Source organism: Cellulomonas sp. HD19AZ1 (genome assembly GCF_004535805.1).
GTDB classification, from domain to species: domain Bacteria; phylum Actinomycetota; class Actinomycetes; order Actinomycetales; family Cellulomonadaceae; genus Cellulomonas; species Cellulomonas iranensis.
In genome coordinates this window covers 415438-427435 of the sequence record NZ_SPHX01000004.1, presented here as the reverse complement: position 1 = coordinate 427435, position 11998 = coordinate 415438, and the positions used below count along the sequence as shown (strand labels likewise).

Below are 11998 nucleotides of genomic sequence, written 5' to 3'. Positions count from 1 at the left end.
TAGGCTCAGGGCCTCGAACGCCCGGACACCGCAGGGGCTGGGGAGGTACTGAGGTGGCGGGCCAGCACCAGCCGCACCGCACCATGGCCGAGCGGCGCGAGCAGCTGCTGGACGCCACGGTCGCGGTGATCCGCGAGGGCGGTCTCTCCGCCGTGACGACCCGCACCGTGACGGCGCGCGCGGGCGTGCGGCCGAGCGCGCTGTACTACTACTTCGAGGACCGGGACGCGCTGATCGGTGCGCTGATCGACCGCGAGCTGTCGATCACGCTGTGCCACGTGTGGGAGACGGTCGAGCAGGCGGCGGGCGTCCGGGAGGGCGTGGAGTCGGCGCTGCTGGCGTACCTGGCGCACGTGCAGCGCGACGAGGCGTACCAGCTCATGGTCGCGGAGCTGACGGTGACGGCGTTGCGCCGCGCGGGCCCCGCGGGGGTCCGGACGACGTACGAGCGCCTGCTGGCCTCGGCGACGGACCTGGTGGAGCGGTGGTCGGCCGCGCGCGGCTCGACGTGGGCGCTGCCCGTCGAGGTGGTCGCGCGGGCCCTGGTGTCGCAGGGCTCGGCGATCGTGTCGTCGTGGCTGTGCACGCGCGACGACGCGGGCGTGCGCGCCGAGATCGCGGCGATGGCGCTGGCCATGAGCAGTCTCGAGACGCGCGCCGCCTGACCCTGGCGCGAGCAGGACGAGCGCCGCAGGCGGCGTGGCGCACCCGCGCGGGGTGACGACGGTGCGAGGACGCCCCGCGGGGGGGGATGGGTGCAGACGCCCTCGCACCGTCGTCGGCTCAGTAGGTGAACCGTGCGGTGCGGGCCCGCAGGTCCGCCGCGATCCGGGCCAGCTCGGCGACGGCCGTCGCGACCTGGTCCATGGCCTCGTTGGTCGAGGACGCCTGCGTCGCGACGCCCGTGATGGTGCCGGCGATGTCACCGGACCCGGTGGCGGCCTCGGCGACCGAGCGGGACATCTCGGCGGTGGTCGCGGTCTGCTCCTCGACGGCCGAGGCGATGGTGAGCTGGTAGTCGTTGATCGCCGCGATGATGCGCGAGATGTCGCCGATCGCGTCGACGGCGCCGGTCGTGTCGCCCTGGATGGCCTCGACGCGCCGCGCGATGTCCTCGGTGGCCTTCGCGGTCTCCTGCGCGAGCTCCTTGACCTCGCCGGCCACGACCGCGAACCCCTTGCCGGCCTCGCCGGCGCGGGCCGCCTCGATGGTCGCGTTGAGCGCGAGCAGGTTGGTCTGCTCGGCGATGCTCGTGATCATCTTGACGACGTTGCCGATCTCCTGGCTCGACTCGCCCAGCCGGCTGACCTGCTCGTTCGTCGTCTTCGCGGCGTCCGTGGCCTGCCCGGCGACGCGCGCGGCCTCGGACGCGTTCTGGGAGATCTCGCGGATCGACGCGCCCATCTCCTCCGCACCGGCGGCGACGGCCTGGACCGAGCGCGACACCTGCTCGGCCGCGGCCGCCACCGACCCGGCGCGCTCACCGGTCTCGCGGGACGCGGACGCGACCTGCGTCGAGGACGCCGAGAGCTGCTCGGTCGCCGCGGCGACGGTCTGCGCGCCCTCGACGACCCCGGCGAGCGTCTGCCGCAGCGCGCGCTGCGCCTCGGTCAGCGCCGCCGTCATGCGGCCCAGCTCGTCGTCGTCCCAGACGGTCGCCTCGACCGTGAGGTCGCCGGCCGCCATCGCGACGACCGCGTCCTGCACGCCGCGCACGGACCGCAGGACGCGCCGCACGGTGACGACCGCGACGACGCTCACCAGCAGCAGCGCTCCCGCGACGACGCCCCAGAGCACCAGCACCGAGGTCCGCACGAGCGCGACGTTGCGCGCGGTGCTCTCGACCGCGCCGGCGTTGAGCTCCTCGACGGCCGTCGCGATCTCGGCGTCCGCGGCCACGCCCTGCTGCGCGAGGTCCTGGTTGGCGTAGCCGCGCGCCCGCGGGTCGTCGGCGTCGACCATGTCGAGGTAGCGGTCCGTGAGGACCATGTACGGCTCGGTCGCGGCGGTGAGCCGCTGCGCGAGGTCGGGGTTGTCGCGGGCGACGTCGGCCTGGACGCGCGCGACGGTCTCGCGCTCCTCGGCGATCTTCGCGCGCGTCGCCGGACGCTCGTCGGCGGTGTTGACCTGCAGCCGGACGTTGGCGAGCCGCACCGCGGTGAAGGCGCGCTGGAGGTTCGACACGTCGCGCAGCGGGTCGATCGACTCGGACTCGAGCGCGGTCTGCGCGGCGGCGAGCGCCTGCATCCGCGCCGTGGCGACGCCCGCGACCGCGACGGCGACGAGCGCGAGGAGCGCGAGGCACGCGCCGATCTTGAGCCCGAGCGGACGGTCGACGAACCAGCTCCACGAGGTCTTCTTCTTCGTGGCGGGCAGGTCGGGCATCGGGTGCTCCTCGATCGACGACGGGTCTCCTTCACCATCGGGCGGCCTCGCCGTGATTTGAGCGTTCGATCAAAATCTCGTCCCACGACTGGGTCGGCGCACCGTCTGCGCAGGTCAGGGACGTGGGGCGTTCCGAGGCTCCGGACCGGCCCGCGCACCACCGCCCGCACGACGCGCCCGGCCGTGGCACCCTGACGCTTGCCCGTCCCCCGGGCCGCCGGTGCGACGGAGCCCGCCGGCGGGCGCGGCGCGGGCCGTCGCCGCCCGCACGGGCCGTGCGACGTCCGCGCGACGACGCGCCCGGGACAGGGCAAGGGAGGACCAGTGCCGAAGACCCCCACGGTGTACGACGTCGCCCGGCACGTCGGGATGTCGACCGCGACGGTGTCGCGCGTGCTGCGCCGCCCCGAAGACGTGCGACCCGAGACGCGTGCGCTCGTGCACGCCGCGATCCAGGAGCTGGGGTACGTGCCGTCGGGCGCGGCGCGCGGCCTCGCGGCCCGCCAGACGGGCGTGCTGGGCCTGTGCTTCCCCGACGTCGACGGCATCGACGACCCGGCGTCGGTCCCGGCGCCCGTGCCCGCGGGCCAGGCGGTCGAGGTGGTCGTCGACACGGGCCAGGCGCCCGACGTGCACCCGGGCAACCTGTATATGGGCGAGGTCATGCGCGGCGCCGAGCTCGAGGCGTGGCGCACCGGGCTCGCGGTGATGATCGCGGTCGCGCGCGGCCCCGCGTCGGCGGCGACGGTGTCGGACCTGGCCGGGCGCGTCGACGGGCTCGCGGTGCTGTCCGCGACGGTGCCGGACGACGTGCTGGCGCACATCGCGCGCCGCATCCCGGTGGTGGTCATGGCGGGGCCCGGCATCGACGGCGACCCGCACGACCACATCAGCGTCGACAACGCGGCGGGCATGCGCGCGCTGACCACGCACCTCGTGGCCGACCACGGGCTGCGCGACCTCGCGTTCGTCGGCGGCTCGGCGGACTCCCCCGACGACGCCGAGCGCTTCCTCGGGTTCCGCGCGGCGCTCGCCGAGGCGGGCCTGCCCGTGCCCGACGCCCCCGCGGCGCGCGGCGACTTCACGCGGACGACGGCGCGCACGCTCGCGCGGCGCCTGCTCGCCGCGGGCGACCTGCCGCGCGCGCTCGTGTGCTCGAACGACCAGACGGCGCTCGGGTTCCTGGACGAGCTCGCGGCCGCGGGCGTGGACGTGCCGGGCCGCGTCGCGCTGACCGGGTTCGACGGCATCGACGCGGGGCTGACCGCGTCGCCGCCGCTGACGACCGTGCGGCAGCCGATGGTCGAGCTGGGGCGCGCGGCGGTCGACCGGCTGCGGCGCCGGATGGCGGACCCGAGCCTGCCGACGGCGACGCTGAACCTGCCGGTGCGGGTGCTGCTGCGCAGGTCGTGCGGGTGCGCTCCCACCGCGCGCGCGACCCCGGGCCCGGCCGCGGCCGTCGCTCCCCCGGCCGGCTGACGCCGCCGGGGTGCGCCGGCGGGAGGTGTTGCCGTGTCCGATGTAAGCGCATACAGTCGACCGCGCGCACCCCCGGCGCACGGCCCCCGGGCCGTCCTCGACGTGGAGGAGAACGACTCATGACCCGCTCGCGCTGGACCCACGCCGCCATGGCCGCGGCGACCGCGGCCGTGCTGGTGACCACGGGCTGTGCGGCCCCGGTCCAGACCTCGGGCGGCGGTGCCGCCGCCGACGGTTCCACCTCGATGCTCATCGGCGCCGACAACGGCTCGCCGACCTTCGAGCGGAACTTCAACCCGTACTCGTCGAACAAGCGCAACACCGCGAGCTACATCTACGAGCCGCTCGTGATCGTCAACGAGATGTCCGGCGACGAGACGCCCTGGCTCGCCGAGTCCTACGAGCAGCCCGACGCGAGCACCGTGGTCTTCCACCTGCGCGACGGCGTCACCTGGTCCGACGGCGAGGAGTTCACCGCCGACGACGTGGTCTTCACGTTCGACCTGCTGCTGCAGCACCCGCAGCTCGACCTGCGCGGCGTCGGCGAGCACATCGCCTCGGTCGAGGCCGACGGGTCCGACGTGATCGTGCACCTGTCCAGCGAGGACGTGCCCGGCGCCGTCATCATCGCGCAGACCATGATCGTGCCCGAGCACCTGTGGGCCGACGTCGACGACCCCGTGACGTTCACCAACGAGGACCCGGTCGGCACCGGGCCCTACACGCTCGGCGATTTCACGCCCAACCAGTACACGCTCGTGAAGAACGAGACCTACTGGCAGGCCGACAAGGTCGCCGCCGACCGGCTCGTGCAGCCCGCCGCGAACTCCGAGCTCGACATCGTCAACAAGGGCTACGACTGGGCGTACGCGTTCATGAGCGACGTCGAGGACACCTGGGTCAAGGCCGACCCCGAGCACAACACGTACTGGTACCCGGCCGGCGCGACCATCGCGCTCATCCCCAACATGACGAAGGCGCCGTACGACAACCTCGACTTCCGCAAGGGGATCGCGGCCGCGCTCGACAAGCAGGCCATCGCCGACAAGGCCGAGCAGGGCTACGTCGACCAGGCCAGCCAGAGCGGCCTCATGCTCCCCGCGCAGGAGAAGATCCTCGACCCCGACCTGCCGAACCAGGGGATCGTCGAGCAGGACACCGACGCGGCGCTCGAGCACTTCGCCGCCGCGGGCTACACGCAGGCCGGCGGCAAGATGGTCGACGCGAACGGCCAGCAGCTGACCATCCGGATCACGACCCCCAACGGCTGGTCCGACTGGCTGCAGGGCGTCCAGCAGGTCAAGACGCAGCTCGGCGCGCTCGGCATCGAGGTCGAGGTCGTCCAGCCGCAGCCCGCGGCCTACCAGCGCGAGATGCGCTCGGGCGAGTTCGACATGGTCATGGGCACCGTCGGCGGCACCGGCCAGCCGTACCAGGACTTCAGCGGCATGATGGGCGCGCGGTTCTACCAGGACGTCGGCACCACCGCGTCGGGCAACTTCGGGCGGTTCCAGTCGCCCGAGGCCGACGCCCTGCTCGACGAGCTCAAGGTCACCGTCGACGACGCGCGGCAGGCCGAGATCGCGCAGGAGCTGCAGACCATCGCCTACGAGCAGCTGCCGATGATCTCGCTGTTCTACGGCGGGTCGTGGGGCCTGTTCTCCACCAAGTCGTTCACCGGCTGGCCCAGCGCCGACGACCCGTACGCGTCCCCCAAGACGTGGGACCAGACGCCGCTGCTCATCCTCACGAGCCTCGAGCCGGCCTCCTGACGGCGGTGCCCGGGCGCGGCCACGACGCGCCCGGGCACCCCCCGCACGACCCACCCGACCCGACACGAGGAGGCTCCGGTGCGCTACGCCCTGCGCAAGCTCGGTCTGCTCCTGCTGACGCTGTGGGCGGCGGTGACGCTGAACTTCGTGCTGCCGCGGCTCATGCCCGGCTCGCCCGCCGACGCCGCCATCGCCCGGCTGTCCCAGAACGGCCCCGTCTCCCCCGCCGTGCAGCGCGCCATCGAGGTGCAGCTCGGCCTGCCCGACGGCAACCTGTGGGACCAGTACGTCAGCTACCTGCACAACGTCCTGACCCTCGACTTCGGGGTCTCGTACACGTTCTTCCCGCAGCAGGTCTCCGAGCTGGTCGCGGCCGCGCTGCCCTGGACGCTCGTGATGGTCGGGCTCGTGACGGTCGTCGCGTTCGTGCTCGGCACCCTCATCGGGGTCGGCGCGGCCTGGCGGCGCGGCACCTGGATGGACTCGGTGCCGACCATGACCGGCAGCTTCCTGTCCGCGTTCCCCTACTTCTGGACCGCGCTGCTCATCCTGTTCTTCGCCGGCTACGTCGCCGGCTGGTTCCCGACGTCGGGCGCCTACTCGGCCACCGCCGTCCCCACGTTCTCCGCCGAGTTCGTCGGCGACGCGCTGTACCACGCGGCGCTGCCCGCGCTCACGATCCTGCTGACGTCCCTCGGCGGCTGGATCCTCGGCATGCGCAACACCATGATCACGACCCTCGGCGAGGACTACGTGACGTTCGCCGAGGCCAACGGCCTGCGCGGCCGCACCGTGGCGCTGCGCTACGCCGCCCGCAACGCGATCCTGCCGAACCTCACGGGCTTCGGCATGGCCCTCGGCGGCGTGGTCGGCGGGTCCCTGCTCGTCGAGCAGGTCTTCAACTACCCGGGCGTCGGGTACCTGCTGTTCAACGCCGTGACCAACCAGGACTTCCCCCTGATGCAGGCGCTGTTCCTCATGATCACGGTCAGCGTGCTCGTGGCGAACTTCCTGGTCGAGATCCTCTACGGCGTCCTCGACCCCCGGACGAGGCGGTGAGCGACATGACCGAACCGACAGCCGTGACCGCGGCGGGCACCGAGCCGCAGGTGGTCCCCGGGCCGCCGCGCCGCACGAGCCGCACCCGCACCGGGCGCTTCCTGCAGGTCGTGGGCCGCGGGTTCGCGACCGTGTGGGCCAACCCCAAGGCCCGCGTCGGGCTCGTCATGCTGGGCGCGTTCGTCCTCATGGCCGTCCTCGCGCCCGTGCTCGCGCCGTACGGCCCGCACGACGACTCGTTCGGCCGCAACGAGGCCGGGTCCGCCGCGCACTGGCTCGGCACCACCGGCAACGGCGAGGACGTGCTCTCGCAGGTCATCTACGGCGCGCGGATCTCGCTGCTCGTCGGCTTCGTCGCCGGCGGCCTGTCGACGCTCGTCGCGGTCGTCATCGGCCTGTCGTGGGGCTACCTGCGCGGCTGGGGCGACGACGTCGTCAACTTCCTGGTCAACCTGTTCCTCGTGATGCCGGGCCTGCCGCTCATGATCATCATCGCGGCGTACCTGCAGAACGGCGGGCTGCCGATGATCATCCTGGTCGTCGTGCTCACCGGGTGGGCGTGGGGTGCGCGCGTGCTGCGCTCGCAGACCCGGTCGCTGCGCTCGCGCGACTTCGTCACGGCCGCCGTGTTCTCGGGCGAGCGCCCGGCGCGCGTCGTGTTCCGGGAGATCCTGCCGAACATGACGTCGATGATCGCGGCGTCGTTCTTCGGCGCGGCGACCGCCGCGATCCTCGCGGAGTCCGGCCTGTCGTTCCTCGGCCTGGGCGACATGTCGACCGTGAGCTGGGGCTCGATGATCTTCTGGGCCCAGAACTCCATGGCGATCCTCACCGGCCAGTGGGTGCTGCTGTTCGCGCCCGGCCTGTGCATCGCGCTCCTCGCCACCTCCATGACCCTCGTGAACTTCGGCGTGGACGGCCTGTCCAACCCGCGCCTGCGGGAAGGGACCGGCCGATGAGCCTGCTGCAGATCGAGGACCTCACGGTCGTCTACGAGCCGCGCGGCGCGCAGCCCACGACCGCCGTCGACCGCGTCAGCCTCAGCCTCGAGCAGGGCGAGTTCGTCGGCCTGGTCGGCGAGTCCGGCTCGGGCAAGTCGACGCTCGGCTTCGCGATCACGCGGCTCGCCAAGGCGCCCGCGCGCATCGCGTCGGGGCGGATCGTGTTCGACGGCACCGACATCGCCGGCATGGGCGCCGAGGAGCTGCGCGCGCAGCGCCGCGGCGGGTTCGCGATGGTGCTGCAGTCCGGCATGAACGCGCTCAACCCCGTGCGGTCCGTCGGGCACCACTTCGCCGACGTGTTCGCGGCCCACGGCCACGTGCCGGCGCCCCGGCGGCGTGCGCGCGCGGTCGATCTGCTCGACAAGGTGCAGCTGCCCGCGACCGTCCTGGACCGGTACCCCGGCGAGCTGTCGGGCGGCATGCGGCAGCGCGTGTCCATCGCGCTGGCCCTGTCGCTCGAGCCGCGCCTCATGGTGTTCGACGAGCCGACCACCGCGCTCGACGTGCTCGTGCAGCACGCCGTCATGGACACGATCCGCGAGCTGCAGAAGGCCGAGGGCTTCACCGCGGTGCTCATCTCGCACGACCTCGGAGTCGTGCTGGAGTCCGCCGAGCGCGTCGCGGTCATGCACGACGGTCGCGTCGTCGAGGACACCCCCGCGCGCGAGCTGTACCGCCACCCGCGGCACGAGTACACGCGCATGCTGCTCTCGCACTACGCGGACCCGCGCGCCGAGGTCGTCGAGCTGCCGGGCCTGAGCTCGCGCACGGTCGACGCGGCGGGCGGCACCGCGGCGTCCGTGCGCGGCACCGCGGCGGGGCCCGACGCCGGCGCCGCGCGCGACGCGGTCGTCGTCGAGCACGTGTCCAAGGTGTACCCGGCGCCGCGGCGCGGCGAGCAGCCCGTCACGGCCGTCGACGACGTGTCGTTCACGCTCGAGCCGGGCGGCGCGCTCGCGCTCGTCGGCCAGTCCGGGTCCGGCAAGTCGACCATCGCCAAGATGCTCACGGGCGTCGAGCGGCCCACGAGCGGCACCGTGCGGTTCGGCGACCAGCGGGTCGACCGGATGCGCCGCCGCCAGCTGCGCCGCCTGCACGCCGACGTCCAGATGGTGTTCCAGGACCCGTACTCGGCACTCAACCCGCTGAGCACGGTCGAGTACACGCTCACCCGGCCGGTCGAGAACTTCACCGACCTGCGCGGCGAGGCCGCGCGGGCCCGCGTGCTCGAGCTGCTGGAGACCGTGGGCCTGACCCCGGTCGAGCAGTTCGCCGCCAAGCTGCCGCACCAGCTGTCCGGCGGGCAGCGCCAGCGCGTCGTCATCGCGCGCGCGCTCGCGTCGAACCCGCAGGTGCTGGTCGCCGACGAGCCCGTGTCGATGCTCGACGTGTCGCTGCGCGCGGGCGTGCTCGCGCTGCTGCAGGAGCTGCGCCGCGAGACGGGCGTCTCGCTGCTCTACATCACGCACGACCTGCTCTCGGCGCGCGTCATCGCCGACCAGATCATGGTGCTGCACCACGGCACGGTCGTGGAGCGCGGCGAGACGGTGCGCGTGCTGCGGTTCCCCGAGGCGGACTACACGACCCGCCTGCTGGCCGCCGTGCCGCAGCCCGCCCGACGGTTCGAGGCGTCGTGACGGCCCCTGAGCAGGTCCGACCGGACGTCGTGCCCGGCACCGGCGTCGTCACGCCCGGGCGGCCGTTCGGCGGCCTGGCGCTGCCCGCGGGCGTCGAGCCGCTGCGGCTGCGGCTGTCCGAGGTCGAGCTGACCGCGCTGCGCGCGCGGCCGGCGGGCGAGGTCCGCGCCACGGCGCTGCTGGTGCCCGGGTTCACGGGGTCCAAGGAGGACCACCGCGTGCTGCTGCCGCTGCTCGCGGCGCAGGGCGTCGACGCGTGGGCGATCTCGCAGCGCGGGCAGGGCGACTCCGGCGCGCTCCCCCGCACGGCGGACCACGCGCTCGACCGCCTGGTCGAGGACGTGCACGAGGTCGCAGCGCTGCTCGGGACCCCGGTGCACCTGCTCGGCCACTCGTTCGGCGGGACCGTCGCGGCCGCCGCGGCCGTGCACCACCCGGGCGCGTTCCGGTCGCTCACGCTGCTGTGCTCGGGCCCGCACGGCTGGCCGGGCCGCAAGGCGGACCTGCGCGCGCGGCTGCTCGCCGCGGGCGGCGCCGCCGACCTGTGGACCCTCGACAACCCCGACCTCGCCTGGCGCCTCGCGCAGGGCGAACCGGTCGAGCTCGACCCCGAGGCCGCGTTCCACCGCGAGCGCTCACGGGCCACGAGCACCGCGCAGCTCGTCGCGGCGATCGACATCCTCGCCGACCCCGCCGACGTCACCCCCGCGCTGGCCGCCACCGCGCTCCCGGTGCTGGTCGCGCACGGCGAGCACGACGACGTCGCCTGGCCGCAGACGTGGCAGCGCCGCACCGCCGAGCAGGTGGGCGGGCGCTACGCGGTGCTGCCCGGCGCGGCGCACTCGCCGAACCTCGAGACCCCCGAGGCCACGGCCGACCTGCTGGTCGGCTTCTGGTCCTCCTGCCCTGCAACCGAGTGAAGGACAGCCCTGTGGCACACACCCTGCAGTTCCCCGACGGATTCCGCTGGGGCGCGGCGACCGCCGCGCACCAGATCGAGGGCAACAACGTCACCAGCGACTGGTGGGTGCGCGAGCACGCGCCCGGCACGACGATCGTCGAGCCGTCGGGCGACGCCGCGGACTCCTACCACCGCTACGCGCAGGACATGCGGCTCCTCAAGGACGCGGGCCTGGACACGTACCGGTTCAGCATCGAGTGGGCGCGCATCGAGCCCGAGAAGGGCTTCGTGTCCCGCGCCGAGGTCGCGCACTACCGGCGCATGGTGGAGACGGCGCTCGAGCTGGGCGTCACGCCCATGGTCACGCTCATGCACTTCACGGTGCCGCGCTGGTTCTACCAGGAGGGCATGTGGCGGGCCGCCGACGCGGCGGACCGCTTCGCACGGTACGTCGAGGCGGCGCTGCCCGTGCTGGGCGACGACGTCGAGTGGGTCTGCACGATCAACGAGCCGAACATCGCGGCGATGATCGCGGGGGGCGAGGACCCGGCGAACCTGGTCGCGTACGGGCTGCCCGCGCCGGACCTCGCGGTGGCCGACACGCTGCTCGAGTGCCACCACCGCGCGCAGGAGGTGCTGTCAGGCGTCGGTGGCGTGCGGTCGGGCTGGACGATCGCGACGCAGGCGTTCCAGGCGGAGCCGGGATGCGAGGACGTCAAGCACGCGTACGGCTACCCGCGCGACGACTGGTACCTGGAGATGTCGAAGGGCGACGACTGGGTCGGCGTGCAGGCGTACACGCGCACGATCATCGGCCCCGACGGCCCGCGGCAGGTGCCCGAGGGCGTCGAGACGACCCTCACGGGCTGGGAGTACTACCCGCCGGCGATGGCCGAGGGCGTGCGCTCGGCGTGGGAGCTCACGGGCGGCGTGCCGGTGTTCGTCACCGAGAACGGCATCGCGACGGCCGACGACGCGCGCCGCATCGACTACACCGAGGCCGCGCTCGCGCACCTGCACGCGGCGATCGCCGACGGCGTCACGGTCGAGGGCTACCTGCACTGGAGCCTGCTCGACAACTACGAGTGGGCCAGCGGCTTCCGTCCCACGTTCGGCCTGGTCGGCTGGGACCCCGAGACGTTCGAGCGCCGCCCCAAGCCGAGTCTGGCGTGGCTCGGCGAGCAGGCGCGGGCGAACGCCCTGACCGTCCGCTGACGGTCGGGACGACGCCGGCGCACGGGCCACCCCTCCCGTGCGCCGGCGTCGGCGTCCCGCCTCCCGCGCTCACCGGCCGTCGACGTCGCCGCCCTCGCTCGCGCGCTTCCACCGCGCGAGGTGGTAGCGCCACCCCTCCTCGTGCTCGTCGGGCAGCGAGCGCGGGGTCCGTGCGCGGACGAACCCCGTCTCGGCCAGGTCGACCACGGTGGACGTCCCGTCCGCGGTCAGACGGACCACGACCTCGAGCGGACCTTCCCACGTCGGTTCGGCCCACACGAACGCGAGCAGCCGCGGTGGGTCGCACCTGGTCACGCGGCCCGTGGCCGTCGCCTCGACGCCGTCCTCGGTCCAGGCCTCGACGAGCGGCGAGCCGACGACGGCGTCGAAGCGCATCTCGGGCCACCACGCGTCCCGCCCGACCGTCAGGAGTCGCCAGACGACGTCGAGGGACGCGTCGACCCTCGTCCTCACCGTCACCGAGTCACGCAGCACGCGAGCACGCTACCGACCCGGGACCGTCGTCGGAGCACCCGAGTACGTGAA

The 11998-nt window shown here is 73.7% G+C and carries 10 protein-coding genes; 8 read left to right on the top strand and 2 right to left on the bottom strand.

Annotation, left to right across the window (positions count from 1 at the left end; genetic code table 11):
• Nucleotides 1-53: 53 nt before the first annotated feature.
• The gene (locus tag E4A51_RS10640; RefSeq protein ID WP_046529792.1) at nt 54-665 is read left to right on the top strand and encodes a TetR/AcrR family transcriptional regulator; all 612 of its coding nucleotides are present in this window, start codon (nt 54-56) and stop codon (nt 663-665) included.
• Nucleotides 666-783: 118 nt separating this feature from the next.
• Here the strand turns inward: E4A51_RS10640 and E4A51_RS10635 are convergent, their stop codons facing one another.
• On the bottom strand, nt 784-2385 hold the full coding sequence (locus tag E4A51_RS10635) for a methyl-accepting chemotaxis protein (RefSeq protein WP_134851715.1): 1602 nt from the start codon (nt 2383-2385) through the stop codon (nt 784-786).
• Nucleotides 2386-2709: 324 nt separating this feature from the next.
• Between E4A51_RS10635 and E4A51_RS10630 the strand changes: the two genes are divergently transcribed.
• From E4A51_RS10630 to E4A51_RS10600, 7 genes are all read left to right on the top strand, one after another.
• Nucleotides 2710-3864: a LacI family DNA-binding transcriptional regulator gene (locus tag E4A51_RS10630; protein WP_134851714.1), complete on the top strand. Its 1155-nt coding sequence runs from the start codon at nt 2710-2712 to the stop codon at nt 3862-3864.
• 119 nt (nt 3865-3983) lie between these two features.
• On the top strand, nt 3984-5636 hold the full coding sequence (locus E4A51_RS10625) for an ABC transporter substrate-binding protein (protein ID WP_134851713.1): 1653 nt from the start codon (nt 3984-3986) through the stop codon (nt 5634-5636).
• Between the two features lie 78 nt (nt 5637-5714).
• On the top strand, nt 5715-6695 hold the full coding sequence (locus E4A51_RS10620) for an ABC transporter permease (RefSeq protein ID WP_046529789.1): 981 nt from the start codon (nt 5715-5717) through the stop codon (nt 6693-6695).
• Nucleotides 6696-6700: 5 nt separating this feature from the next.
• Nucleotides 6701-7654 carry an ABC transporter permease gene (locus E4A51_RS10615; RefSeq protein ID WP_134851712.1) on the top strand — a complete coding sequence of 318 codons (954 nt, stop codon included), beginning with the start codon at nt 6701-6703 and terminating at the stop codon, nt 7652-7654.
• A complete protein-coding gene (locus tag E4A51_RS10610; RefSeq protein WP_134851711.1) occupies nt 7651-9336 on the top strand; it encodes an ABC transporter ATP-binding protein in 1686 nt (561 codons plus the stop codon). Before E4A51_RS10615 ends, E4A51_RS10610 begins: the two co-directional genes overlap by 4 nt.
• On the top strand, nt 9333-10256 hold the full coding sequence (locus E4A51_RS10605; RefSeq protein WP_134851710.1) for an alpha/beta fold hydrolase: 924 nt from the start codon (nt 9333-9335) through the stop codon (nt 10254-10256). Before E4A51_RS10610 ends, E4A51_RS10605 begins: the two co-directional genes overlap by 4 nt.
• An 11-nt stretch (nt 10257-10267) precedes the next feature.
• Nucleotides 10268-11452: a family 1 glycosylhydrolase gene (locus tag E4A51_RS10600; RefSeq protein WP_134851709.1), complete on the top strand. Its 1185-nt coding sequence runs from the start codon at nt 10268-10270 to the stop codon at nt 11450-11452.
• A 69-nt stretch (nt 11453-11521) separates the two neighbouring features.
• Here the strand turns inward: E4A51_RS10600 and E4A51_RS10595 are convergent, their stop codons facing one another.
• Nucleotides 11522-11947 (bottom strand): SRPBCC domain-containing protein, encoded by a 426-nt coding sequence (locus E4A51_RS10595; RefSeq protein WP_240696441.1) that lies wholly within the window; start codon nt 11945-11947, stop codon nt 11522-11524.
• Between the last annotated feature and the right edge of the window lie 51 nt (nt 11948-11998).